The 23,552-nt window shown below is 70.6% G+C and carries 25 protein-coding genes; 12 read left to right on the forward strand and 13 right to left on the reverse strand.

Features of this window, described 5'->3' with window-relative positions; all coding sequences use genetic code 11:
* Positions 1-10 precede the first annotated feature (10 nt).
* On the reverse strand, positions 11-1,195 hold the full coding sequence (locus GVL05_RS01325) for an ROK family protein (protein ID WP_111085915.1): 1,185 nt from the start codon (positions 1,193-1,195) through the stop codon (positions 11-13).
* A 216-nt stretch (positions 1,196-1,411) separates the two neighbouring features.
* Here GVL05_RS01325 and GVL05_RS01330 point away from each other — a divergent pair, with 216 nt between their 5' ends.
* The 5 genes from GVL05_RS01330 (at position 1,412) to GVL05_RS01350 (ending at position 7,759) form a co-directional block, all read left to right on the forward strand.
* Complete coding sequence (locus tag GVL05_RS01330; RefSeq protein WP_131881022.1) at positions 1,412-3,208, forward strand: peptide ABC transporter substrate-binding protein; 1,797 nt, start codon at positions 1,412-1,414, stop codon at positions 3,206-3,208.
* Positions 3,209-3,301: 93 nt separating this feature from the next.
* Entirely contained in the window at positions 3,302-4,261 is a 960-nt protein-coding gene (locus tag GVL05_RS01335; protein ID WP_131844871.1) for an ABC transporter permease, read from the forward strand.
* Positions 4,258-5,151, forward strand: coding sequence for an ABC transporter permease (locus tag GVL05_RS01340; protein ID WP_111085912.1), 894 nt, complete (start codon positions 4,258-4,260; stop codon positions 5,149-5,151). The genes GVL05_RS01335 and GVL05_RS01340 overlap by 4 nt, the downstream gene beginning before the upstream one ends.
* Complete coding sequence (locus GVL05_RS01345; RefSeq protein ID WP_159570604.1) at positions 5,151-6,839, forward strand: ABC transporter ATP-binding protein; 1,689 nt, start codon at positions 5,151-5,153, stop codon at positions 6,837-6,839. The genes GVL05_RS01340 and GVL05_RS01345 overlap by 1 nt, the downstream gene beginning before the upstream one ends.
* Positions 6,836-7,759, forward strand: coding sequence for an ROK family protein (locus tag GVL05_RS01350; RefSeq protein WP_200849133.1), 924 nt, complete (start codon positions 6,836-6,838; stop codon positions 7,757-7,759). The genes GVL05_RS01345 and GVL05_RS01350 overlap by 4 nt, the downstream gene beginning before the upstream one ends.
* Positions 7,760-7,839: 80 nt before the next feature.
* Here GVL05_RS01350 and GVL05_RS01355 read toward each other — a convergent pair whose 3' ends face one another.
* On the reverse strand, positions 7,840-8,322 hold the full coding sequence (locus GVL05_RS01355) for a hypothetical protein (RefSeq protein ID WP_131922058.1): 483 nt from the start codon (positions 8,320-8,322) through the stop codon (positions 7,840-7,842).
* Between the two features lie 148 nt (positions 8,323-8,470).
* On the opposite strand from GVL05_RS01355, the gene GVL05_RS01360 reads away from it, so the two are divergent.
* The 3 genes from GVL05_RS01360 (at position 8,471) to GVL05_RS01370 (ending at position 10,539) form a co-directional block, all read left to right on the forward strand.
* Positions 8,471-9,202 (forward strand): trypsin-like serine protease, encoded by a 732-nt coding sequence (locus GVL05_RS01360; RefSeq protein ID WP_123294589.1) that lies wholly within the window; start codon positions 8,471-8,473, stop codon positions 9,200-9,202.
* Positions 9,203-9,323: 121 nt separating this feature from the next.
* Positions 9,324-10,211: an SDR family oxidoreductase gene (locus tag GVL05_RS01365; RefSeq protein ID WP_123937265.1), complete on the forward strand. Its 888-nt coding sequence runs from the start codon at positions 9,324-9,326 to the stop codon at positions 10,209-10,211.
* A gap of 28 nt (positions 10,212-10,239) precedes the next feature.
* A complete protein-coding gene (locus GVL05_RS01370; RefSeq protein ID WP_159570607.1) occupies positions 10,240-10,539 on the forward strand; it encodes a Dabb family protein in 300 nt (99 codons plus the stop codon).
* A 245-nt stretch (positions 10,540-10,784) separates the two neighbouring features.
* Here GVL05_RS01370 and GVL05_RS01375 read toward each other — a convergent pair whose 3' ends face one another.
* The 6 genes from GVL05_RS01375 to GVL05_RS01400 all read right to left on the reverse strand — a co-directional run bounded on the left by GVL05_RS01375 (position 10,785) and on the right by GVL05_RS01400 (position 15,033).
* Entirely contained in the window at positions 10,785-10,979 is a 195-nt protein-coding gene (locus tag GVL05_RS01375; RefSeq protein WP_159570610.1) for a hypothetical protein, read from the reverse strand.
* Between the two features lies 1 nt (position 10,980).
* Positions 10,981-12,474: a putative Ig domain-containing protein gene (locus GVL05_RS01380; RefSeq protein ID WP_159570613.1), complete on the reverse strand. Its 1,494-nt coding sequence runs from the start codon at positions 12,472-12,474 to the stop codon at positions 10,981-10,983.
* Positions 12,475-12,615: 141 nt separating this feature from the next.
* A complete protein-coding gene (locus GVL05_RS01385) occupies positions 12,616-13,458 on the reverse strand; it encodes a helix-turn-helix transcriptional regulator (RefSeq protein WP_159570616.1) in 843 nt (280 codons plus the stop codon).
* Between the two features lie 175 nt (positions 13,459-13,633).
* Complete coding sequence (locus GVL05_RS01390) at positions 13,634-14,101, reverse strand: hypothetical protein (RefSeq protein ID WP_159570619.1); 468 nt, start codon at positions 14,099-14,101, stop codon at positions 13,634-13,636.
* On the reverse strand, positions 14,094-14,477 hold the full coding sequence (locus GVL05_RS01395; protein ID WP_159570622.1) for a helix-turn-helix transcriptional regulator: 384 nt from the start codon (positions 14,475-14,477) through the stop codon (positions 14,094-14,096). Before GVL05_RS01395 ends, GVL05_RS01390 begins: the two co-directional genes overlap by 8 nt.
* A gap of 37 nt (positions 14,478-14,514) precedes the next feature.
* A complete protein-coding gene (locus tag GVL05_RS01400) occupies positions 14,515-15,033 on the reverse strand; it encodes a hypothetical protein (RefSeq protein ID WP_159570625.1) in 519 nt (172 codons plus the stop codon).
* Between the two features lie 169 nt (positions 15,034-15,202).
* Here GVL05_RS01400 and GVL05_RS01405 point away from each other — a divergent pair, with 169 nt between their 5' ends.
* On the forward strand, positions 15,203-15,886 hold the full coding sequence (locus GVL05_RS01405) for an SDR family NAD(P)-dependent oxidoreductase (RefSeq protein WP_159570628.1): 684 nt from the start codon (positions 15,203-15,205) through the stop codon (positions 15,884-15,886).
* Between the two features lie 123 nt (positions 15,887-16,009).
* On the opposite strand, the gene poxB is transcribed toward GVL05_RS01405, so the two are convergent.
* Positions 16,010-17,734 (reverse strand): ubiquinone-dependent pyruvate dehydrogenase, encoded by a 1,725-nt coding sequence (gene poxB / locus GVL05_RS01410; RefSeq protein WP_159570631.1) that lies wholly within the window; start codon positions 17,732-17,734, stop codon positions 16,010-16,012.
* An 89-nt stretch (positions 17,735-17,823) separates the two neighbouring features.
* Between poxB and GVL05_RS01415 the strand changes: the two genes are divergently transcribed.
* A complete protein-coding gene (locus GVL05_RS01415) occupies positions 17,824-18,522 on the forward strand; it encodes a phosphatase PAP2 family protein (protein WP_131844859.1) in 699 nt (232 codons plus the stop codon).
* Positions 18,523-18,531: 9 nt separating this feature from the next.
* On the opposite strand, the gene GVL05_RS01420 is transcribed toward GVL05_RS01415, so the two are convergent.
* Entirely contained in the window at positions 18,532-19,773 is a 1,242-nt protein-coding gene (locus tag GVL05_RS01420) for a multidrug effflux MFS transporter (RefSeq protein ID WP_159570634.1), read from the reverse strand.
* 46 nt (positions 19,774-19,819) lie between these two features.
* Here GVL05_RS01420 and GVL05_RS01425 point away from each other — a divergent pair, with 46 nt between their 5' ends.
* Positions 19,820-20,260, forward strand: a complete 441-nt coding sequence (locus tag GVL05_RS01425) for a MarR family winged helix-turn-helix transcriptional regulator (protein WP_235035791.1) — start codon at positions 19,820-19,822, stop codon at positions 20,258-20,260.
* Here GVL05_RS01425 and soxR read toward each other — a convergent pair.
* The 3 genes from soxR to GVL05_RS01440 all read right to left on the reverse strand — a co-directional run bounded on the left by soxR (position 20,257) and on the right by GVL05_RS01440 (position 22,389).
* The gene (gene soxR / locus GVL05_RS01430; protein WP_159570637.1) at positions 20,257-20,739 is read right to left on the reverse strand and encodes a redox-sensitive transcriptional activator SoxR; all 483 of its coding nucleotides are present in this window, start codon (positions 20,737-20,739) and stop codon (positions 20,257-20,259) included. The two genes, GVL05_RS01425 and soxR, sit on opposite strands and share 4 nt — an antisense overlap.
* 97 nt (positions 20,740-20,836) lie before the next feature.
* Positions 20,837-21,883 (reverse strand): YdcF family protein, encoded by a 1,047-nt coding sequence (locus GVL05_RS01435; RefSeq protein ID WP_159570640.1) that lies wholly within the window; start codon positions 21,881-21,883, stop codon positions 20,837-20,839.
* A 50-nt stretch (positions 21,884-21,933) separates the two neighbouring features.
* Positions 21,934-22,389 carry an iron chaperone gene (locus GVL05_RS01440; protein ID WP_159570643.1) on the reverse strand — a complete coding sequence of 152 codons (456 nt, stop codon included), beginning with the start codon at positions 22,387-22,389 and terminating at the stop codon, positions 21,934-21,936.
* Between the two features lie 111 nt (positions 22,390-22,500).
* On the opposite strand from GVL05_RS01440, the gene mgrA reads away from it, so the two are divergent.
* On the forward strand, positions 22,501-23,544 hold the full coding sequence (mgrA, locus tag GVL05_RS01445) for an L-glyceraldehyde 3-phosphate reductase (RefSeq protein ID WP_123294639.1): 1,044 nt from the start codon (positions 22,501-22,503) through the stop codon (positions 23,542-23,544).
* The last annotated feature ends 8 nt before the right edge of the window (positions 23,545-23,552 follow it).

The following is a 23,552-nucleotide window of genomic DNA, read 5'->3' on the forward strand; positions in this document are numbered from 1 at the left end:
GGGCACGGTCTCAGACACGGACGCTCCTGTTCCTGGTGGTGGACTGCGGGATGGGGGTGGACAGCTCCTCGAGCGACGCGGCGAGGCCCCGCTGCAGTGCGAACTGCCCGGCACCGACGAGCCCGGCATCGGCACCGAGCGACACCGGCTCGATGGCCAGGTGCTGCGTCATGAGCGGGTGGCAGCTCTCGTAGAGCTGACTGCGCACGGCCGCGATGAACGGGTCGAGGGTGGAGAGGATGCCGCCCAGGTAGACGGCGTCCGGGTTGAAGAAGTTCACGTTGGCCGCGAGCACCTCGCCGAGGTACCGACCGGCCAGGCGCACGGCACGGGTGGCCTCGGGGTGGGCATCCGAGGCGAGTCGGACGACGTCGGCGGTCGAGGAGACGTCGACCCCGGCGCCCGACAGGATCCGCACCAGGGCAGCTCCGGACGCGACGGTCTCGAGGCACCCGGTGTTCCCGCACGAGCAGGGGGTGTCACCGGCGGCGTCGATCCGCACGTGGGTGATGTCCCCGGCCGAACCCGTGGACCCGCGGTACAGGCGGCCGTCGATGACGATGCCCGCGCCGATCGCCGATCCGGCCTTGATCGTGATGGTCTGCCGGCGTCCCGGAGGCTGCACGCTCTGCTCGCCGGCGGCCATGCAGTTCGCGTCGTTGTCGACGATCGCCGGCAGGCCGAAGCGGTCGGACAGCCAGGCGGCCACCGGGAACCCGTTCCAGCCCGGCATCCGGCTCGGCAGGTCGACGACACCGGCCTCGACGTCGACGGGACCGGGCAGGCTGAGCCCGACCCCGCGTAGACCGGCGCGGCCACGGTCGTCGGCGAGCCGCTCGAGCAGGCCGGCCAGTCGCTGCAGGCCGGCGGTCGGACCGTCGGAGAGTGCGAACGGGACGTTCGCGACCGACTCGAGCGCGCCTCCCGGCAGCACGATCCCGACCCGCGCGTGCCCGCCGCCGACGTCCGCGGCGACCGCGTACTCGTCGACGCCGCCGATGCGGAGGACCTTGCGGGGACGCCCGCCGGTCGAGACGTCGGTGCCCTCTTCTGCGAGCAGCCCGTGCGACAGCAGCTGGGTGACGACGTGCGACACCGTCGACGGAGCGGCGCCGAGCAGTGTGGCGATCTCGGTGCGACTCGCGGCCTGACCCGACGCTACGAGTTCGAGGACGCGAGCAGAGAGGTCCGTCACGACTTTCTCCAATCCGGGGGAAACGACGGTCGAACCGACCGAACACCCGGAGCCTAACCGGCGGAACGGCCCGTTCACCCTTTCGTCCAAACGGCAGAAACGCAGTTTTTACACGAAGATGTTTGTTTTTCCAACGGCTTTGGCCATTGACTGTGTCCGTGCCGCTCGGCACGCGTGCTCCACCTCCCCAGAACTCCCACGCACCAGGAGACACACATGACCAAGCCCCGCCGCTGGGCGCTCCTCACCGGAGCAGCGATCGCCGTGAGCGCCCTGCTCGCCGGATGTTCCGGGGGCGGTTCCGCCACCTCGAACGCGAATCCGGACGAGATCAACTACGCCCTTCCTGCGAACTTCACGCCCAACTGGATCCTGCCGATCGGCACCGCCGCGCACCTCAACACGAACAACGGCTCCATCGCGCAGTCGCTGTACGAGCCGCTCGTCGCGTACGACGGCTCCACCGGCAAGATCGCGTGGAACAAGGACGGGTCCGTCGCCACGGACGCGGAGTTCGCCGACGACGGCAAGAGCGTCGAGATCACCCTCGGTGACCGGCACTGGTCCGACGGCGAGGCGATCACGAGCCGCGACGTCGAGTTCTGGTTCAACCTGATCAAGGCGAACAAGGACCAGTGGGGCTCGTACTCGAAGGGCAAGGCGCCGGACAACTGGACCTCGTTCAAGACCGTCGACGACACCCACTTCACGATCACGTTCGACAAGGCGTACAACTCGGACTGGATGCTCGCCAACCAGCTGAGCCACATCATCCCGCTGCCGCAGCACGCCTGGGACAAGACGAGCGCGAGCGCCAAGGTCACCGACGCCGACGAGACCACCGCCGGCGCGAAGCAGGTCTGGAAGTACCTGAACACCGCGGCCGGCAAGATCTCCGACTACGCCACCGACGACCTGTGGAAGACCATCTCCGGTCCCTACGGCGTGAAGGCGTTCACCACCGCCGGCAAGGTCACCCTCACCGCGAACACGAAGTACGACGGCGGCGAGAAGCCCTCGATCACGACCGTCAACCTGCTGCCGTTCACGACGGCCGACGCCGAGGTGAACGCGGTCCGCTCCGGCGAGGTCGACTACGGCTACATCAACGCCACGGACATGGACCAGGAGTCCTCGTTCACGGCGAAGGGCTACGAGGTCGAGCCGTGGACCGGCTGGGCCATCACCTACATGCCGTACAACTTCAACAACCCGGACATGGGCGCCGTCTTCAAGCAGCTGTACGCCCGCCAGGCCGTGCAGATGTCGATCGACCAGAAGTCCCTGTCGAAGGTCGTCTTCAACGGCACCGCCACCTCGACCTACGGCCCGATCCCGCAGGCGCAGGAGTCCGACTACGTCTCCGACGTGCAGAAGGACAACCCGTACCCGTTCAGCACGTCGAAGGCCAAGGACCTGCTGACCAGCCACGGCTGGGAGGAGCAGGGCGGCACGATGGTCTGCACCGACCCCGGCACGTCCGACAGCCAGTGCGGTGAGGGCGTGAAGAATGGCACGAAGTTCACCATGGGTGTCCTGTCGCAGTCCGGCTCGACCGTGACCGACAACATGATGAGCGCGATCCAGTCCTCGCTCGCGAAGACCGGCATCGGCTTCACCATCAAGACCGCGCCGGTGTCGAGCGTGCTCTCGCAGACCCCGACCTGCACGAGCGACGAGGCCAGCTGCGACTGGGACCTGTCGTTCTTCGGCACCGCGGGCAGCTGGTACTTCCCGGCCTACCCGACCGGTGAGTCGCTCTTCTCGACCGGTGGTTCGGCGAACTTCGGCAGCTACTCGAACAAGCAGGTCGACGACCTCATCGATGCGACCACCACCTCGACCGACGCCACCGCCGTGCAGGACTACAGCGCCGCGGTCGCGAAGGACCTGCCGGTGATCTGGCTGCCGAGCCCCGACTACCAGATCTCGGTCGTCAAGAAGGGCCTGTCCGGGTTCGACCAGGACTCGCTCGCCAACTTCCACCCGGCCCAGTGGAAGTGGAACAAGTAGGACCGTGACCACGGACGGAAGGCGCGGTGTGCGCCCGACGCACACCGCGCCTCCCGTCCGCTCCGACGCAACAACCCAGACGACGGAAGCCGCATGACCACAGCTCTCTACCTCACCAGGCGCGTCCTGCAGGCGCTCGCGGTGATCCTCATCGTCACGATCGTGGTGTTCTGCCTGCTGCACGCGCTGCCCGGCGGACCCGCCCGCGGTGTCCTCGGCGTCTCCGCGACGCCCGCGCAGATCACCGCGTTCAACCAGGCGCAGGGACTCGACCAGGCGCTGCCGGTGCAGTACCTGCGGTTCCTCGGCCGCCTGCTCACCGGTGACCTCGGCACCTCGTACACGCTCAACGAACCGGTGTCGCAGCTCATCGCCGAACGCCTGCCGAAGACCCTCGTCCTCACCGGCATCTCCGCCGTCCTCGGCCTCGTCGTCGCGATCCCGGTCGGCATGCTCCAGGCCGCCCGCCGCAACGGCGCGGTCGACTACGCCGCCACCGCGCTGGCCTTCGTCTTCTACTCGACGCCGGCCTTCTTCCTCGGCCTCATCCTGATCATCGTGTTCAGCCAGCAACTGCCGTGGCTGCCGTCGCAGGCGCCGAGCGGCACCACGCTCGCCGAGGTGTTCCAGGACCCCGCCGGGCTCGTCCTGCCCGTCGTCACCGGAGCGCTCGCGATGATCGCCGTGTTCAGCCGGTACATGCGGGCCTCGACCCTCGAGAACCTGCAGGAGGACTACGTCCGCACCGCCCGCGCCGGTGGTGCGTCGACGATGACGATCCTGCGCCGGCACGTGTTCCGGAACTCGCTGACGCCCGTCGTCGCGATGCTCGGCTACTACCTGCCCGTGCTGTTCGGCGGTGCCCTCGTCACCGAGCAGCTGTTCAACTACCCCGGCATGGGGCTCCTGTTCTGGAACGCGGCGCAGTCGTCGGACTACCCGACGCTGCTCGGCTGCGTCCTCGTCATCTCCATCGCGACCGTCATCGGCACCCTGCTCGCCGACGTCGCGCAGTCCCTCATCGATCCGCGAGTGAAGGCGAGCCGCGCATGAGCGCCGTACAACTGGCACCCGAAGCACCGGGCGCTCCCGTCACCGTCGCGGCCACCGGGTTCCGGCTCGCCGCCCGCCGGTTCCGCGGCAACACGCTCGCCGTGATCGGCCTGGCCGTGATCGTCGTCATCGTCCTGTTCTGCTTCGTCGGGCCGTTCCTGTACCCGACCGACCAGACCCACACCCTGCTCGAGCAGGCGAACCAGGGTCCGAGCGCGGCGCACTGGCTCGGCACCGACGCCGTCGGTCACGACGTGCTCGGCCGGCTGATGTACGGCGGCAAGGTCTCGCTCATGGTCGGCATCGCCGCCGGGGTCCTGGCCACCGTCGTCGGCACCCTGTGGGGTTCCGTCGCGGGCTACGTCGGCGGCTGGGTCGACGCGCTGATGATGCGCGTCGTCGACGCGGGCATCGCGATCCCGGCGCTGTTCATCCTGCTCGTCATCTCGGCCATCACGACCCCCGGCGTCGCCGGGCTCATCCTGATCCTCGGGCTGGTGTCGTGGCTGGTGCCGTCCCGCCTGATCCGCGCCGAGACCCTGACGCTGAAGAACCGCGACTACGTGCTCACCCTGCGCGCGATCGGCGGCTCGCACGCCCGCGCCATCGGCAAGCACCTGCTGCCGAACTCGGTGTCCACGATCGTCGTCGCCGCCACCTTCCAGGTCGCCGACGCGATCCTGCTCGTCGCCTACGTCTCGTACCTCGGGCTCGGCGTGCAGCCGCCCGCGACGGACTGGGGCGGCATGCTCTCGGCGGGACTCACCGCCGCGTACTCCGGACGCTGGTGGCTCATCGTGCCGCCGGGTCTGGCCGTGATCCTGATCGTCTGCGCGTTCAACGCCGTGGGCGACGGACTCCGGGACGCCTTCGACGTGAGGGGCCGCTGATGACCACCGAACCGATCCTGCGGACGACCGACCTCGGCGTCTCGTTCAGCACCGAGTCGGGCACCGTGTCGGCCGTCCGGGGCGTGTCCCTGTCGGTCGCGCCCGGCGAGACGCTCGCCCTGGTCGGCGAGTCCGGCTCCGGCAAGTCCACGGTGGCGCTCGCCGCGATGGGGCTGCTCTCCGGCAACGCGACGGCGACGGGCAGCGCGCTCGTCGCCGGTCACGAGGTCGTCGGTGCTCCCGAACCGTCGCTCCGTGCCCTGCGGGGCTCGACGGTTTCGATGGTCTTCCAGGAGCCCGCGACGGCCCTCGACCCGCTCACCCGGGTCGGCGCGCAGATCGCCGAGGTGATCCGGAACCACCGAACGGTCACCGCCGCGCAGGCCGCGGCCGAGGCCGTCGACCTGCTCCGCCGCGTCGGCATCCCCGACCCCGAGTCGCGCACGCGGTCGTTCCCGTTCCAGCTGTCGGGTGGGCAACGCCAGCGCGTGGTGATCGCGATGGCGATCGCGAACTCGCCGAAGCTGCTCATCGCGGACGAGCCGACGACCGCCCTCGACGTGACCGTGCAGGCCGAGATCCTCGAACTGCTCCGGAAGCTCGCCGTCGACACCGGCACGGGCGTGCTGCTCGTGACGCACAACATGGGCGTCGTCGCGGACTTCGCAGACCGCGTCGCGGTCATGCTGCAGGGCGAGATCGTCGAGACCGGCAGCGTCGAGGACGTCCTGCTCCGTCCGGAGCACGAGTACACGAAGCGGCTGCTCGCCGCGGTGCCGCGGCTCGACGTGGCGGGCGACCGTCCCGCCGCTCCGGTCGACACGGGGTCCGCTGACGCGGCGGCCGGGAGGCCCGGTGCGGCCCCGGTGGTCGACCTGCGGGACGTCACGGTGACGTTCGGGCGCGGGGCGCGCGCCGTCCACGCGTTGCAGGGGATCGACATCGCCGTGCACGCGGGCGAGACGGTCGGCCTGGTCGGCGAGTCCGGCTCCGGCAAGTCCACCGCGGCCCGGGTGGCGCTCGGGCTCATCACGCCGACGTCCGGCACGGTGTCGCTGTTCGGGCAGGACCTGCGCAGCGCCCGTGGTCGTGATCGCCGGGCGCTCCGGTCCGGCATCGGCGTCGTGCTGCAGGACCCGGTGGCCTCGCTCGACGCCCGGATGTCCGTGGCGGAGTGCATCGCCGAACCGCTCGCCGTGCACCGCCGTGGGATGTCGTCGGCGGACCGTCGTCGGCGGATCGACGAGGTGCTCGACGCCGTCCGGCTGCCGCGGACCCTGGCGTCCCGTGCCCCGCGCGAACTCTCCGGCGGGCAGCGCCAGCGGGTCTCGCTCGCCCGTGCCCTGGTGCTCGAGCCGCGGTTGCTCGTCGCCGACGAACCGACCTCGGCGCTCGACGTCAGCGTGCAGGAGACCGTGCTCGAGGTCCTCGGTGAACTGCAGGACGACCTGGGGTTCGCGTGCCTGTTCGTCTCGCACGACCTGGCCGTCGTGCAACACTTCGCCGAACGCGTCGTGGTGATGCGCCAGGGCGTCGTCGAGGAGCAGGGCACCACCGGCACGACCCTGCTCCACCCCACCACCGACTACACCAGGCGCCTGCTCGCCGCCGTACCCGTGCCGGACCCCGTCCTGCAACGGCAGCGCCGGACGGAGCGTCTCGCCTCGCTCGCGGCGGTGACCGCGTGACCCGGGTGATCGCCGGCGTCGACGTCGGCGGCACGAACACCAAGGTCGTGCTGACGACCCCCGACCTCGAGGTCATCGACCGCGTCGATCTGCCGACGCCCGCCCACGCGGGTGGGGCGGCGATCGTGACGGCCGCCGTCGGGGCGGTGACGGGCCTGCTCGTCCGGCACCGGGCCTCCTTGACGGGTGTCGGGGTGGGCGCGGCCGGCGTGGTCGACGCGGCCACGGGCACCGTCCTCGTGACGGGCAACTCGTTCACCGGCTGGGCCGGTTACGGCGTGACCCGCGCGGTCAACGACGCCCTCGGCGTGCCGGCGACGCTCGACAACGACGTGAACGCGTTCCTGCTCGGCGAGATCGCCACGGGTGCCGTCGCGGGGGAGTCCGACGTGCTCGGGATGACCCTCGGCACCGGGGTCGGCGGTGCGTTCGTGCTCGGCGGACGGCTGTTCGCGGGGCCGCGCGGCGCCGCCGGTGAGATCGGCCACGTGCCGGGCTTCGGCGACGCGCTGTGCACCTGCGGACAGGTCGGACACCTCGAGACCATCGCGGGCGCCCGCGGCATCGCCGACCGGTACGCCGAACGATCCGGCCTGCGGCTGTCGGCGCGCGACGTCGCGGTCGCCGCACGTGCCGGTGACACGGACGCCGCGGCCGTGTTCCAGGCCGCGGGGTGGGGGCTGGCGCGCGCCGCCCTGCTCACCGCGGGGATCCTCGACGTCACGACGATCGTGATCGGCGGCGGCATCGCGCGGTCGTGGGACCTGCTCGAACCGGCCATCACCGCGGCGATCGCGGCCGAGCCCCCGGTGAGCGGCGCGACGATCCGGCTGGCGCAGTCGACCCTCGGGTCGGACGCCGTGGCGCTCGGTGCCGCGTCGCAGGTGCGCGCGTTGGTGCCGGAGGCCGAGTCGGTCTAGGTCCTCGCGCGAGCGATCTCCGGGCGGGCGCGGCTGGTGATGGCCGCGGGCCCGTCCGTGCTGACGGGGCCGCTGATCCGTCAGCCGGCGCGTCCGTCGGTGGGTGCCGGCTCGGTGATGCGTTCACCTGTCGTCGGGTCCCAGCCGACCGTGCGGGGTTCGGCGGGTCGAACGCGGCGCTCGGTCTTCGGGAAGAACCCTCGCGTGGTCGGCAGGTAGCTCAGGACCGTCGCGGCGACGAGGGCGATCGGGTAGAGGAAGCCCACGGCCCCTGCGCCGAGCACGAGCCCGACCACGGTGTTCACCACGGCGAAGCCGGCCACGATGGCGAGCCAGAGCCGCGCGGACCCCGATCCGCGGGCCATCCGGATCGCCAGCCAGACGAACAGGGCCGCGAAGGCGAGGCCGATGAACGCGCCGACCAGTGCGACGGCGAGCCCACCGTCGGTGTTCACCACCGCGACGACCAGGAACCCGAGGCGGACGAGCACCACAGCGCACCAGATGCCGGACGCGATGGTGACGACGGTCGGGCGCGTCCTCCGAGCGGTGTTCGTGCTCATGTCGCTCCTTCGGTTTCCCGGTCGACACGATCCTAGGGCGGCCCCGTCCGCCGAAGTGCGGACTGGCGCGGCCCCCGAACGAGGGTCAGGATGCTGACCAGTTGCACAACGCAACGGGTCAGGTGCTTCCCCCGACAGAGGAGTCGTCATGAAGAAGTCCATCGCAGCCGCGTTCGCCGCCGCGGCCGTCATCACCGCGGGTGTGTTCGCCGCGTCACCCGCCTCGGCACTGCCGGCCAGCACGAAGGTCGTCGGCGGCGAGAAGGCCCCCACCACCTCGTGGGCGGTCCAGCTCGAAGCGTCGGGCGGCTCCATCCCGTCGGGCTACGTCAGCAACTGCACCGGCGAGCAGATCAACGCCTCGTGGATCCTCACCGCCCGCCACTGCATCGACGGCATCGGTGCGATGAACGTCTACCACTCGAACTCCACGACCAACCGGGGCACCGCCGTCGCCGTCGACCGGGTCTCCGCCGCACCGGCCGGCGACATCGCGCTCGTGCACCTGAAGAGCGCCTACTCGCTGTCCACCTACGCCCCGCTCGACCTCACCGCGACCGCCAAGTCGAGCGGAACCGGCACCATCCAGGGCTACGGCCTGCGCGCGAACGCGACCCAGTCCGACGGCCTCTACCAGGCCACCGTCTCGCTCACAGGTGCGAGCACCGACGCGTACAGCGGTCGTGCGCAGCACCTCACCGGCGTGACCGGTGCCTCGAACCACGGCGACTCCGGCGGCCCGCTGCTCGTGAACGGCAAGGTCGTCGCCGTCTGCTCCACCGGTGACAGCGCCGACCCCGGCGCCGACACCAAGGCCGGCTCGAACTACGCCCTGCTGTCGCAGGCCTCGTCCTGGATCCGGACCACGGCCGGCGTCTGAACCACGTGGCGGACGGGAGGCCCGTGGCGACGCCGCCACGGGCCTCCCGTCCGTCATCAGCCGTGTCCCAGGACCGCAGCGGCTGAACGCGCGTCCACGCGCGACGACGACAGTGGAACGCATGAGCCAGTACGACAAGCGCGACCCGAACACCCTCTACCCGGCCCCGCCGTACCCGAAGCAGGAGCAGTCGCTGCCGGGCGCCGCGTGGAAGATGGACCCGAAGCCCGACCACGGCGAAGAGAGCTACGTCGGCCGGGAACGCCTCACCGGCTACCGGGGCATCATCACCGGCGCCGACTCCGGCATCGGTCGCGCCGCCGCCATCGCCCTCTCGCGTGAGGGTGCCGACCTGGTGCTGTCCTACCTGCCGGACGAGCAGCAGGACGCCGAACAGGTCCGCGACCTGCTCGAGTCCGAGGGGCGTCGCGCCGTCCTGTTCCCGGGGGACATCTCCGACGAGCAGTACTGCAAGGACCTGGTGCAGAAGGGCGTCGACGAGTTCGGCGGGCTCGACACCCTGGTCATGGTCGCCGGCCGCATGGACAGCAACGAGGACATCCTGACCCTCGACACGTCGATGTTCGACTCGACGTTCAAGACCAACATCTACTCGCTGTTCTGGCTGACCAAGGCAGCGGTGCCGCACCTCGAGCCGGGCTCCACCATCGTGACGACCGGTTCGATCCAGGCATCGACGCCCTCGGCCGACAAGATCGACTACGCCGTGTCGAAGGGTGCGATCAAGCTCTTCACCGAGGCCGTCGCCCAGCAGCTCGCGCCGAAGGGCATCCGTGTGAACTCCGTCGCCCCCGGACCGGTGTGGACGCCGCTGCAGCCGGGCTCCGACGACGCCGAGACGGTGTCGCACTTCGGCGAGACCTCGCCGTTCGGCCGGCCCGGACAGCCCGCCGAGCTCGGTGCCGCGTACGTGCACCTGGTGAGCCCGGAGTCGAGCTACCAGTCAGGGTCGACGATCACGATCGCCGGCGGAACGCCCGCGTTCTGATCGGCGTCGAGACAGACGAGGAGACCACGTGTCAGGAGTGACGCACACCGTGCTGGTCGAGTGGGACGGAGCGGACCGGTCGTCCGAGGCTGACGCCCTGTCGCGAGAGCAGCTGCCCCGTATCGACGGTGTCGAGTCGGTGCAGTCGGGGACGAGCGTGAGCACCGAGGGGCTGGAGGGCGGGTTCCACTGGATGCTCGTGGTGCGGTTCCGTGATCGGGCGGCGCTCGCCGGGTACCTGCCGCACCCGGAGCACCGGCCGGTGGCCGAGTTCATCGGCGGGGCGAGTGCTCGGGTCGTGGTGTTCGACGTCGAGGACGCGGCGTAGCCGGCAGCGCCTCCGTCCGGACTGGATCGGGGGTGCCGACGCCTCGCGCGGACCGGTACGGTGGAAGCACGACGGGCCGGCTACCGGAACGTCGCCAGCCGAAGGCCCCGCTCGCGGGGCCTTCGTTCTTCCACCAGCTCTGCGTCAGGGACGCCACGTGTGATCGTGCGTGAGCACCGCTTCGACCTGGCGCCACTGTCGAGCGAGAGTCGCGGGCCATCTCGCCCGCAGTGCCTGACGAGGGATCAGCGCCGATCGACCGCGCTGACGACCATGCCGGTGCACACGAACAGGACGCCGCCGATGAACGCCGATGCCCCGGCGACGGCACCTTGGACACCGCCGAGGCTCAGCGCCGCGATCGCACCCATTGCGGCCAGGGGCACGCCGACCAGGTAGGCGACGAGCGCGGTTTCGGGGATGAGCTTCTTCGTCGCCACGTCAGTGCTGCTTCCGACGGCGGGAGGCCTGCAGTGCGATGACCGCTGCACCGGTGACGGCGAGGCCGCCGGCCCAGGGGAGCAGGTGCATCGCGTCCGACCCCGTGTAGGCGAGCTCGCCCGTGGTCACGGTCGGAGTGGCGACCGTGCCCGTGGGGGAGACGGCCAGAGCCGCGGTGGGCTGGACGTCGACCGTGAAGGCGGTCGCGAACCCGCTCGAGGCGACCTCGAGGGAGTGCGTCGACGCCTCGGGGAACGTGACGTCGGTCGCGACCCACGGATCGCGGCTCGGCGTGATGACGTCGGAAGCGTGATCCGAGGTCACCGTGAACGGCACCGGGTAGCCGTCGGCGTCGTCGACCTCGTTGCCGAAGCGGTCGACCAGGTGGCCGCTGACGAGCAGGGTCCCGCCCTGGTCGATGGTGGGCTGGCCGCCCTCGAACCCGACCCCGAACCCGATGTACCCACCGTCGGGCTGACGGGTGGTCTCGTTCTCGAACGTCCAGACGGTGCCGTCGCGTTCGATGACCCAGCTGGTGGAGTGCGCGGTGAGGAAGGTGTCCTTGTCCTCGGCGGTGACCTCCACGCCGAGCGGTGCGGCGGCGTCGATCGTGATGTTGACGTACTGCGAGGCGGTCGTGGTGCCGCTCGTCGCCACGATGCGGAACGCGTAGGTGCCGGAGTAGCGGGGCTTCCCGGAGAGCGCGCCGGTGGCGTGGTCCAGGGACAGGCCGTACGGCAGGTACCCGGACTCGTCACCGTCGTCCTCGCTCGCGTACGGATCGTCGAGCGAGTAGTAGGCGGCCGAGTACGTCGGTGCGGGGAAGCCCTCTGCGGCGAACGTATGGGTGAAACGCTCACCGGCGACCGCGGAGAACGTGATCGGGTCGTCTTCGGTCGAGGCCTCCGGGAAGGCCGCCTCCTGCGTGACGACGGCCGTCGTGGTCGTCGCGGACTCGTCGGTGTCGCTGGTGATCGTGACGCTGATGGTCTTGCCGGCGTCCGCGGCAGCGACGACGTACGAGTCGGCGGTGACCGGCAAGGACGTGTCACCGCTGGTCCACGCGTAGGCCAGGTCGCCGGTGAAGTCGTGCCCGGTCGCCGTCAGGGTGCTGCCGACGGTCGCGTCCCCGGTGATCGTCACGGTCGGCGTCGCGGCCGGTTCTGCTGCGACGGGCGCGGTGGGATCGGGAGTCGCAGTCGCGGCCGGCGTGCTGACCGGCAGGGACGGTTCCGCGGTGGGATCAGCTGGCACCTCGGCCGTCGGCGTGGACGTCGCCGCGGGAACCGGCGGAGCCGACTCGTCAGCGCCGTCGGCCGTGCTGTCAGTGCCCTGCGCCGGGGACGCGATCGCGGTGCTCGTCGGCGTTACGGGCTGCTCGTCGGCGAAGGCGGTCGTGGCCGTCAACGCGCCGAAGCCGGTGCTCAGGCCGATGACGGCGATGGTCGCGCCGATCGCGCAGGCGCGTCGAAGTGTTGCAGTGCTGTGCTGCACGGGTGGTCCCCTCGGGTGTGCAGTCCGGCAGGAGACCGGACGTCTGAGATCGCCGGAAGCCGGCGCTCTCGGATCGTAGCCAACCTTGGAACGGGCTGAGGGCCACGTCGCGAGCATCCCCCACGAATTGGGGGCGAGTGCTCACTCCACCAACGACTGCGTCCCCAGCACGATCGCCAGCGCCAACCGCTCGGCGTCCACCGACCCCGGCACCGCCGTGTACGCCAGGATCCGCAGGTCCTCCGGCCCGACGACCAGGGTGTCGCAGTCGAGCGTGATGAGCCCGACGTCGGGGTGGTCGATCACCTTGCGGCGGGCCGTCTCGCCCAGGGTCGTCGCACCCGAGTCCCACAGTTCGACGAACCGCGGGCTCGCCGCCCGCAGGTCCCGCACGAGCTGCTGCAACTGCCGGTCGAGCGGGTAGCGAGCCGCGGTCATCCGGAGTCCGGCGACCAGGTTCTCCTCGAACGCCGCCTGTTCCGCGGGCGTGTGCACGGCGCGGCTGCCGGCACCGACCAGGTGCCGCCAGGCGGTGTTCCGTTCGTTCCCGCGCATCCCGCCGATCGGCCCCATCAAGGCTTCGTGCGGAGCGTTGGTCACGAGCAGGTTCCCGGCGGCGTCGAGCACCGCGACCGGGGTGTCCGCCAGCCGGTCGAGCAGCCGCTGCACGCTCGGCGGGATCCGCGACGGCACGACCTCCGCACCGGGGGTCGCGTGCCCGGCGAGCCCGTACAGCAGCTCTCGTTCGGCGTCCGAGACCCGGAGGGCACGCGTCAGCGCCTCGACCACCTGGGCGGACGGCGACGTCGCGCGACCCTGCTCCAGGCGGGTCAGGTAGTCGGCGGAGATCCCCGCGAGGCCCGCGAGTTCCTCGCGCCGCAGCCCGGCCGCCCGACGTCGTGGCCCGACGGTCATGCCGGCGGCCGCGGGTGTGACGTGGTCGCGGAGCCGTCGCAGGGTGTGCCCGAAGTCCGTGTCCGCCATGCCCCCAGTCTGCGCGCACGTCGCGGCCGCGTCCTGGCCCCACCAGTCCTACGACAACCGCGCGCCTCACGCCCCCGGTGTGGTCGGCCAGTTTGTGGTGATCGAAGTCGAGAGGGATCCTGGTGGCATCAGCTACTCGCAGTGAACCGCTGGCAGGACGGCATCGATCCGAGCGCTAGTTCGTGTCTCCCGGCGCCAAGTGCTGTGCGGTGAACTCGATGTCTCCGCGTTTGATCAGCGGTAGAAGCAAGGCGCTGCCGAACACCCGGCGACTCAGGTCGGCAGTGGCCTCGCGCAGGTAGGGCAGAAGCACCATCATCGCTACCTCGTTGATGAAGGCGAGCATCGTGGTCTGATCGATGGCCTGGGCGCTCCCCTCACAGGACCACTCACCGCTGAGGCCCACGACGATGTCGCCTTGGCCCGGCGCCCGGACCGTGGTGCGGAGTCGGACGCGAAAGGCAGCGTCGTCCTCCCGGTACCCGTAACCCATTTCTTGCGACAGCTGGAGCTCGGCGGAGCCTTCCGGAGCCGCTGTCGAGTCCTCATCGCGCGAAGCGCTCAGCTCGAAGTAGCTCACCCCAACGAGCTCGGAGGCCTCGACCATGGCGATGAGCTCGGGCGTCGGCGAACCGTCAGCCACGTGTCACCTGGTACTCGGCCGAATACGCCTTCGGGCTCACTTCGAGCCCGCGAGACCACGTTCCGAGCGCGTTGACGTTGACGACTTGCGAGAACCGATCTGCCGACAGCTGCTCCTCCTCGCAGTCATCGATGACCTGCATGCTGATCCGAGCACCTACTGCCATCGCGTACCGCTGGATGGTCGTCTGCGTTGGGTTCGCGTCATACCGTTCGAATTTCGCGACGGACGGCTGACTCACCCCCATGCGCTCCGCCACGTCTGCTTGCGTCAGCCCGTGCTTGCGCCGGAGCTCCACAAGGTCTCGAAGCAGAACGCTCGTCGACTCGAGGAGGGAGTCTGCACGCGCATCGAGCCGAGATGTAGCATCGTTCATAACTTTTATTCTATGTCCTCGGTGCTGTGGAGTCCACTCAGGGAAGCCCCCAGTGCACAGGACGCCCCTCGTGGAAGCGGGCGATCGCGATGTCGATCTGAGCGTCCTGCAGGTCGCGCGTGGCACGTGTGTTGCCCTTCACGATCTGCTTCTCGTGCAGGTGCAGGCCGACGAAGACGTCCGTCATCGTCGATGGCTCGGCATGGTACAGGCGGACTTCAACCGACCGGTTCGCCCGCTTGCCGTCCGGCAGCTGCTCCAGGACCTTGATCTTCCATCGGATCTCGAATAGGTACTCGTGAGCTCCCCGGTCGATGTCCTTCACATGCTCGACCGGGACCAGCGTGCCGGCGCACGCGTCCTCGAGGCGCTTCGTGAAGCGCCGCTTCTCGAGGGGCCAGTTGTACGGAGACCAAAGCCAGCCGGACCTGTGCATCAACTCGTGGAATTCCTCAGCCGCAGCGGCAATCGCGGCTGGCGTCGGCTCGGGTGCGTCTGGGTAGAAGGCGAAGTCGAGCAAGCTTCCCGCACTACAGCGTGAGGGGCGATCGAGCATGGTGCACAAGATACCGCCGGCCACTGACACGACCCGCGAGGGGCACACCACCCGGACGAATCGACACGGCCAGGAAACGGTGTCGTTACGATGCCTTCGTCCTGGCCCCACCAGTCCTACGACAACCGGGCGACTCCCTGCCGACAGCGTCGAGCGCGACGCTGGACCCATGACAACGACACTCATCACCGGCGCCACCCGTGGCCTCGGCAAGGAAACCGCCCGCCAGCTCGTCGCAGCCGGCCACACCGTCTGGATCGGCGCTCGCGACGCCGGCCAGGGAGCGGCCGTCGCCGCCGAGATCGGCGCACGCTCCGTCCAGATCGACGTCCGCGACGACGACTCGGTCGCCGCAGCCTTCGCGCACGTCGACGCGAACGGCGGCCTGGACGTCCTGGTCAACAACGCCGGCATCGCGATGTGGGGGCTGAACGGACCGGATGCGCTCGCCGTCTTCGACACGAACGCCATCGGCATCGTCCGCACGACCGAGGCCGCGTTGCCGATCCTGCGCCGATCGGCCAGCCCCCTCGTCGTCAACGTCGGGAGCGCGCTCGGCTCGTTCACGGCGGTCCACGACCCGGACAGCGCGGCGTCGACCGTGCAGGCCGCGGTCTACGGCGCGAGCAAGTCGGCCGTCTCGATGCTCACGGTGCAGTACGCCCGCATCGCGCCCGAGGTGCGCTTCGTGGTCCTCGAGCCCGGCTACACGGCGACCGAGCTCGGTGGGGTGCCGTACCCGCACGGTCGCCCCGTCGAGGTGAGCGCGGCGACCGTCGCGGCCGCCGCGAGCGTGGGCCCGGAGGGCCCGACCGGCGTGTTCCTGGAGGACGGCCAGCCGCTCGGGTGGTGACGACAGAGCGGACGGGCGCGCCCCGCTCAGCGGCGACGCGAAGCGTTGTGCGGGGCGCGCCGACCGAGCCTGCGAGGGAGGGGCGGCGTCGCCACGGGCCTCCCGTCCGCCGTGCGGTCGCGTCTACAGCAGCTGACGCGCGTTGGTCGACGCGAGGTCCAGCAGCTCGTCGCCGCGACCGGACAGCACCGTGCGGATGGCGTAGAGCGTGAAGCCCTTCGCCTGCTCGAGCGTGACCGCCGGGGGCATCGACAGCTCCTGCCGGTTCGCGCGCACCGAGACGAGCGCGGGGCCGTCGTGCGCGAGCGCGGCGGCCATCGCGTCCTCGAAGTCGTCGGACACGTCGACCTTGAAGCCCTTGATGCCGATCGCCTCGGCGACCGCGGCGAAGTCCGGGTTCTGCAGCTCGGTGCCGTAGTTCACGAACCCGGCGGCCTTCATCTCGAGCTCCACGAAGTTCAGCGACGAGTTGTCGAACACGACGATCTTCACGGGCAGCTTGTTCTGCACGATCGTGATGAGCTCGCCGAGCAGCATCGTCAGCCCGCCGTCACCCGCGAGCGCGATCACCTGGCGGTCCGGGAACGCCGTCTGCGCACCGATCGCCTGCGGGACGGCGTTCGCCATCGTGCCGTGCACGAACGAGCCGATCAGACGACGCTTGCCGTTCATCGTGAGGTAGCGCGACGCCCACACCACGGGGGAGCCGACGTCCGGGATGAACACGGCGTCCTGCGCGGCGATCCGGTCGAGCACCCGGGCGACGTACTGCGGGTGCAGCGGCTTCTTCTTGCCGGCGGGGACGGCCAGGTCGTCGAGCTTCTCGCGGGTCTTCCGGTAGCGCTTCAGCGATTCCTCGAGGTGCTTCGTCGGGTGCGAACCGGTCAGCAGCGGGATGAGCGCGAGGGCGGTGTCCTTGACGGTGCCGACCAGGCCGATGTCGACGGGGTGTCGTCGGCCGAGCTGCGACCCGCGGATGTCGACCTGCACGTGCTTCGCCTTGGCGGGGAAGAACTGCTGGTACGGGAAGTCGGTGCCGAGCATGAGCACGACGTCGGCGTCCTCCATCGCCCGGTACCCGGACGCGAAGCCGAGCAGGCCCGTCATGCCGACGTCGTAGGGGTTGTCCCACTCGATGTGCTCCTTGCCCCGCAGGGCGTGCACGATCGGGGCCTGCAGCCGCTCGGCCAGCGCGATGACCTCGTCGTGCGCCCCGGCGACACCGGCACCGGCCAGGATCGTGACCTTGTCGGCACCGTTCAGCAGCTCGGCGGTGCGGAGCAGCTCGGCCTCGCTCGGCACGATGCGCGGCGTCGTGCGCTCGATGCGGGTGGTGCGGTCGTCCTTCGCCTCGGCGAGCAGGACGTCGCCGGGGATCACGAGCACCGCGACCCCGCGCTTCTCGACGGCCTCGCGCATCGCGATCTCGAGCAGGCGGGGCATCTGCGTCGGGTCGGCGACGTACTCGACGTAGACCGAGCACTCGCGGAACAGCTCCTGCGGGTGGGTCTCCTGGAAGTAGCCGGAGCCGATCTCGGCGGTGGGGATGTGCGCGGCGATCGCGAGGACCGGGACGCGCGACCGGTTGGCGTCGAACAGGCCGTTGATCAGGTGCAGGTTGCCCGGGCCGCAGCTGCCGGCGCAGACCGCGAGCTCGCCGGTCAGTTCGGCCTCGGCGCTCGCGGCGAACGCAGCGGCCTCCTCGTGGCGGACGTGCTCCCACCGGATCGTGCCGTCCTTTCGCAGGGCGTCGGTGAAGCCGTTGAGGGAGTCCCCCGGCAGGCCGTAGACGCGGGCGACGTCGTTCTTGCGGAGGGTGGCGACGATGTTCTCGGCAACGGTTGGCATGCCTCCTGTCTACTCGCGGGCGGCTGCGCTGAGTGCTTTCAGAGGCTCGCCGGACCCGTGGTCGGAGTCCGGGCTGGGACGATGGTCGGATGACCGACGCGCCGCTGCTCCGCCCCCGCCGACCGGAGTCCGACGGCACCGGGATCCTCGAGCCGTCGCCCTACCCGCTCGTCTCCGTCGCGATCGCGGTCATCGCCGTGGTCGTCATCACGCTCGTCGGGTTCGCCCTCGGCACGGTCGACCTCGGACTGTCGAAGGCCCTGAACGCCCTGCACACCGGCGCGATCGGGGCGTTCACCACGGCGGTCTACCACGTCATCAGTCCTGGGCCGGCGATCGGGATCACCGTCGTCGTCGTGGCCGTGATCTGGTGGCGCACCCGGAGTCTCCGTCCGGCCCTGGCCTTCGGCGGCACGATCGCCATCACGTGGGTGCCGTCCGCGGTCGTGAAGGAGATCGTCCACCGCGCCAGGCCCGACGTCGCCGTGCTGCCGCACCCGTTCCCGGTGCAGCCCGACCCCGGGTACCCGAGCGGGCACACCGTCTACATCACGGCGTTCGTGATCGCGCTGATCTGGCTGCTGCGCGAGACCCGGTGGCACCGACTCGCACTGACGCTCGGGGTCGTCGCGATCGTGGTGGTGTTCTTCTCGGTGTCGATCGACGCGGTGCACTACCCGACCGACGCGGTGGCCTCGATCCTGTGGGCGCTCGCCGTGGCCCCGGGGGTGCGGGTGGTGTGGGTCGACTGGCTCATGCCGCGGATCCCGTTCCTGCGGGGTCGGTGACCGACCGGGTCAGGCCAGGCGGGTGCGACCCCGGGCGACGAGCAGCGCCACGACGGCCACCACGGCGGACGCAAGCATCACGATCGCCAGCGGTGCCGCCGTCACCGAGCCGCCGATGCTGACGAGCGGGGACACCAGCGCCGCGAGCCCGAACTGCAGCGCACCGAGCACGGCCGACGCGCTGCCGGCAGCGGCGGGGACCGCACCGAGCGCCAGCGCCGTGGCGTTGCCGAGCACCAGGCCGAGCGAGCCGACCGCGGTGAACAGCGGGACCGCGAGCCAGAACACGGGCGCCGCGAAGACGACGAGCAGCGCGAACGCGACCGTCGAGGCGAACACCAGGGCGATGCCGAGCGACAGCACGCCGGTGACCGAGCGCGTCTCGGTGAGCTTGGCGGACACGATGCTCACGCCCATCAGGGCCAGCGCGTTCAGCCCGAACGCCAGACCGTAGCCGACGGTGCCGAGGCCGATCATGTCCTGGTACAGGAACGGCGAGGCCGAGATGTACGCCATCATCACGGCGAACGCGAAGCCGAACACGGCGATGTACCCGAGGAAGGTGCGGGAGCGCAGCGCACGGAGCGGCGAACCGGAGCTCTTCCGCTCCTCGCGCAGCACGTCGCGGTGCGCCTTCAGGTGGGTCTCACGGATGACGGCGAGCACCGCGACGAGCATGACCACGGACAGACCGAGGACGATCGACAGCAGGCCGCGCCAGCCGATCGGACCGGTGAGCAGACCTCCGAGCAGCGGAGCGACGACGGGGGCGACCCCGCCGACGATCATCATGAGCGAGAACGCGCGGGCTGCGGGCTTGCCGGTCGCCAGGTCGGAGATGACCGCACGGCTGATCACCATGCCGGCCGCACCGCCCAGGCCCTGCAGGAGTCGAGCCGCGATGAGCACGCCGATGTTCGGTGCGAACACGGCGGCGACGCTCGCGAGGACGCACAGTGCCGCGCCGGCGATGAGCGGCGGCACGCGGCCGAACCGGTCGGACAGCGGGCCGAAGACGAGCTGGCCGGCCGTGACGCCGACCAGGAACGCGGTCAGGGTGAGCTGCACGGTGGTGGCGCTCGCACCGAGCTCGGTGGTCATCTGCGGGAACGCCGGCAGGTACAGGTCGGTGGCGAAGGGGGCGACGGCGCTGAGCAGGCCGAGCACCAGCAGCAGCGGTGTCGTGATGCCCTGCTGCCTGGTCGTGGGTGTCGCGGCGTGCGCGCGGATGGTTCCGGTGTCCGTGGTCATTGTTATGAAAGCATAACTCATTGCCGATCCTCGGTACAGTACGGACATGCACTCCGCCGTGTCCGACCACGTCCTCGCCGACATCGCCGACGTCGTGCTGCGGATCTCGCGGGAGATCGACCCGCACGGTGCCGGGGCGCTCGACATCGTGCCGCTCACCGGGACCGAGGCGCTCGTGATGCGCTGGGTCGACCGCAACCCGGGCACCTCGCCGAGCGCGACGGCCGAGGCGACGGCACTCAAGCGCAGCAACCTCAGCGTCGCGCTGCGGTCCCTGGTGGAGAAGGGGATGGTCGAACGTCGGCAGGACCCGGACGATGCACGGACCGTGCAGCTGCACTCGACCGACGTGGCACGGGAGAGCATCGGACGCCTCCGCGCGCACTGGGCCGGCAAGCTCCGCGCCGCGCTCGGCGACGACGACGCCGGCTTGCCCGAGGCCCTCGCGCTGCTCGACCGGATCGACGAGGCACTCCGCGGGGTCTAGTCCTGCGGGGCGTCGTCCTCGATCGGCAGCAGTCGCCGAGCGCCGTGGCCTTCGTCGCCGAGCGTGTCGCCCGGGTTCACGACCGAGCACGCCCCGAGCGAGACGCAGCCGCACCCGATGCACTGCGTCATCTCCTGCTGCAGCCGCTCGAGTTCCAGCTGGCGGGCCCGGAGTCGTGCACGCCACCGCGCGTTCAGCCGGTTCCAGTCGCGCAGGGACGGCATCCGGTCGGCCGGCAGCGTGCCGAACTGCTCGGCGACCTCGCTGAGCGGGATGCCGAGGCGCCTCGCCACCTGGATGATCGCGATCCGCCGTTCGACGTGTCGCGGGTACATCCGGGTGCCGCCGTCGGTGCGCTCGGGCCGGATCAGGCCCTTGCGCTCGTAGAAGTGCAGGGCCGACGCGGCGACGCCGGTGCGTCGGACGATCTCGCCGATCGGGAGCAGGTCGGTCGGGCGGGGCGGCTGGATCTCGACCATGGTCGAGATCCTACGGTGGATCTCGACGCGACGAACGGCCGGTCGGGAGGCCCGTGGCGGGCCCGCCACGGGCCTCCCGACCGCCCGTCGGTCGCGTCTACCGCTGCTGGAACGACTCCCAGAGCAGGAACGCGGTGAACAGGACGAACGGCGTGCACGCCACCACGTTGAGCCAGCGGTGTTCGACGACCACCGCGACGAACTCGCGCAGGAACGCACTCGGCACGTAGTACGGCGCCGTCGGCGAGCCGACCACCTGTGCCGGCAGGCCGAGCCGGCGGGCCAGGGTGGCGGCGCGGAGCACGTGGTAGTCGTTCGTGACCACGACGACCTGACCGTCGCGCCCGGCCTCGGCCTGCACGGCGCGGGAGAACCGCAGGTTCTCGCGGGTGTTGCGGGACTCGGTCTCGGGCCGGACGTCGTCGGGGTCCGCCCCGTTCGCCAGCAGGTACTCCGCCATCGCGGTGCCCTCGGCGCGCGGTTCGTCGTCGCCCTGCCCGCCGGAGGGGATCAGCAGCGGCCGACGCCCGGCGGCCCGTTCGGCGCGGTACACGACGAGTGCGCGGTCGAGGCGGCTGCGGAGCAGAGGCGGCACCTCACCGCGGATCAGTCCGGAACCGAGGACGACGATCGTGTCCGGCGCGGTGCCGTGACGCATCCGGCCGTAGACGACGGAGTACACGGCGAACGCGACGAGGGACACGGCGAAGTACCCGCACACGAACACCATCAGCACGGCGATCGCGATCCGGGCGCCGTCCCAGAGCGTGAACCCCTCGCCGCTCGCGGACACGAACAGCGCGATCGCCACCGCCGGCAGCACGAACACGAGCACCCCCGCGACCAACGACAGGGTGTTGCCGAGACTGCGCCCCTCGGAGCGGAGCATCCGGAACCCGTTCGCGATGAGGGCCACGCCGAGGACGACCACCGCGAGCGGGACGAGCAGCAGCACGGTGCCGACGACCAGGCTGAACCCGGGGACCACGAGCGTCAGCGCGGTCACGGCCGTCGCGAGCGCGAAGAACGCGGCCGCCGTCAGGAACACGCCGTTCCGGAGCATCCGCGGATCGTGGCGCCGTCCCAGGGCGTACAGCAGCAGGAAGACCAGCGCGAAGCAGGCCGGCACCCCCACGGAGGTCATCGGTCGGCCGAACGGAGCGCGGTCATGCGCTCACGGTACCGGCCGCGGGGTCAGGCGACCGCGCGGCGGATCAGGTCGGCGACGGTCGCCTCGTCCGCCTCGGAGAACTCCGGCGTGATCGCCCACGACGTCGGCCAGAACGTCCCGTCGTCGAGTGCGGCAGAGTCCTGGAACCCGAGCGTCGCGTACCGGGCCTTGAACTTCGCGGCGTCCTGGAAGAAGAACGCCGCCTTGCCGTCCTGGTAGTACGCGGGCATGCCGTACCAGAGCTTCGGCGCGAGGTCGGGCGCGACGTCGAGCGCGATGCGGTGGATGCGTTCCGCGAGACCGCGATCCGGCTGGGGCATCTCGGCGATCTTCGCCTCGACCGCGGCGGCGTCCGCTGCCGCCTTCTCCGCCTTGGTGCCCTTCGTGCCGCGGGTGCGTTTGACCTCGGCGGCGTGCTCCTGCATCGCCGCGCGTTCCTCGTCGGTGAAGGTGCCCTCGGCCTTCGTCGTCCGTGCCATGGTGGTGCCCTTCCGTGTCGGTGCGTCGATCATGCACCCGATCACGCTCGTCGCGCTCGTCCGATCGCGCTCGTTGCGCTCGTCCGATGGTGCCGGTGGCAGGCTCGGACCATGACCTACATCGCCAGCGACGACCGCTACGACTCGATGACGTACCGCCGCACCGGCCGCTCGGGCCTCGACCTGCCGCTGCTCTCCCTGGGGTACTGGCACAACTTCGGTGACGACGTGCCGTTCGAGACGCAGCGCGCGATCAGCCGTCGGGCCTTCGACCTCGGCATCACGCACCACGACCTCGCGAACAACTACGGCCCGCCCTACGGTGCGGCCGAGGTGAACTTCGGGCGCCTGATGCGTGAGGACTTCCGGCCGTACCGCGACGAGATGGTCGTGTCGACCAAGGCCGGGTGGGACATGTGGCCGGGTCCGTACGGCCAGGGCGGCGGTTCGCGGAAGTACGTGCTCGCCTCGCTCGACCAGTCCCTGCAGCGGACGGGCCTGGACTACGTCGACGTCTTCTACTCGCACCGACTCGACGCCTCGACCCCGCTCGAGGAGACGATGGGCGCGCTGCACACGGCGGTCCAGCAGGGCAAGGCGCTGTACGTCGGCATCTCGTCGTACGACGCGGAACGCAGCCGCCAGGCCGCCGCGATCCTGCGCGACCTCGGTACCCCGCTCCTCATCCACCAGCCGTCGTACTCGATGCTCAACCGCTGGATCGAGACCGAGGGGCTGCTCGACGCTGCCGGCGAGCTGGGCTTCGGCGTGATCGGGTTCACCGCGCTCGCCCAGGGCCTGCTCACCGGCAAGTACCTGGACGGGGTGCCGTCTGATTCCCGAGCCGCCGCCGGCAAGTCGCTCGACGCGTCGAGCATCACCCCGGAGGTCGTCGGGCACCTCCGGGCACTGAACGACGTCGCCGCGGCTCGTGGACAGTCCCTGGCGCAGCTCGCCCTGGCCTGGGCGCTCCGTGACGAGCGGGTGACCTCGCTCGTGATCGGGGCGTCGAAGGTGTCGCAGCTCGAGGACAACGTCGCGGCGCTGGCGAACACCTCGTTCACCGACGAGGAGCTCCGCACCATCGACGAGCACTCCGTCGGCATCACCGACGTCGACCTGTGGGCGGGAGCGCGTGCCGGCGAGGTCTCCTGACCGCGGAC

Origin of the sequence: Curtobacterium sp. 18060 (genome assembly GCF_902706105.1) — a bacterium.
Taxonomy (GTDB): domain Bacteria; phylum Actinomycetota; class Actinomycetes; order Actinomycetales; family Microbacteriaceae; genus Curtobacterium.

Coding starts and splice junctions, on each gene's coding strand:
- GVL05_RS01330 (WP_131881022.1), top strand. CDS start 1,412: ATGACCAAGCCCCGCCGCTGGGCGCTCCTCACCGGAGCAGCGATCGCC.
- GVL05_RS01335 (WP_131844871.1), top strand. CDS start 3,302: ATGACCACAGCTCTCTACCTCACCAGGCGCGTCCTGCAGGCGCTCGCG.
- GVL05_RS01340 (WP_111085912.1), top strand. CDS start 4,258: ATGAGCGCCGTACAACTGGCACCCGAAGCACCGGGCGCTCCCGTCACC.
- GVL05_RS01345 (WP_159570604.1), top strand. CDS start 5,151: ATGACCACCGAACCGATCCTGCGGACGACCGACCTCGGCGTCTCGTTC.
- GVL05_RS01355 (WP_131922058.1), bottom strand. CDS start 8,322: ATGAGCACGAACACCGCTCGGAGGACGCGCCCGACCGTCGTCACCATC.
- GVL05_RS01360 (WP_123294589.1), top strand. CDS start 8,471: ATGAAGAAGTCCATCGCAGCCGCGTTCGCCGCCGCGGCCGTCATCACC.
- GVL05_RS01365 (WP_123937265.1), top strand. CDS start 9,324: ATGAGCCAGTACGACAAGCGCGACCCGAACACCCTCTACCCGGCCCCG.
- GVL05_RS01385 (WP_159570616.1), bottom strand. CDS start 13,458: ATGGCGGACACGGACTTCGGGCACACCCTGCGACGGCTCCGCGACCAC.
- GVL05_RS01395 (WP_159570622.1), bottom strand. CDS start 14,477: ATGAACGATGCTACATCTCGGCTCGATGCGCGTGCAGACTCCCTCCTC.
- GVL05_RS01400 (WP_159570625.1), bottom strand. CDS start 15,033: ATGCTCGATCGCCCCTCACGCTGTAGTGCGGGAAGCTTGCTCGACTTC.
- GVL05_RS01405 (WP_159570628.1), top strand. CDS start 15,203: ATGACAACGACACTCATCACCGGCGCCACCCGTGGCCTCGGCAAGGAA.
- poxB (WP_159570631.1), bottom strand. CDS start 17,734: ATGCCAACCGTTGCCGAGAACATCGTCGCCACCCTCCGCAAGAACGAC.
- GVL05_RS01415 (WP_131844859.1), top strand. CDS start 17,824: ATGACCGACGCGCCGCTGCTCCGCCCCCGCCGACCGGAGTCCGACGGC.
- GVL05_RS01420 (WP_159570634.1), bottom strand. CDS start 19,773: ATGACCACGGACACCGGAACCATCCGCGCGCACGCCGCGACACCCACG.
- GVL05_RS01425 (WP_235035791.1), top strand. CDS start 19,820: ATGCACTCCGCCGTGTCCGACCACGTCCTCGCCGACATCGCCGACGTC.
- soxR (WP_159570637.1), bottom strand. CDS start 20,739: ATGGTCGAGATCCAGCCGCCCCGCCCGACCGACCTGCTCCCGATCGGC.
- GVL05_RS01435 (WP_159570640.1), bottom strand. CDS start 21,883: ATGACCTCCGTGGGGGTGCCGGCCTGCTTCGCGCTGGTCTTCCTGCTG.
- GVL05_RS01440 (WP_159570643.1), bottom strand. CDS start 22,389: ATGGCACGGACGACGAAGGCCGAGGGCACCTTCACCGACGAGGAACGC.
- mgrA (WP_123294639.1), top strand. CDS start 22,501: ATGACCTACATCGCCAGCGACGACCGCTACGACTCGATGACGTACCGC.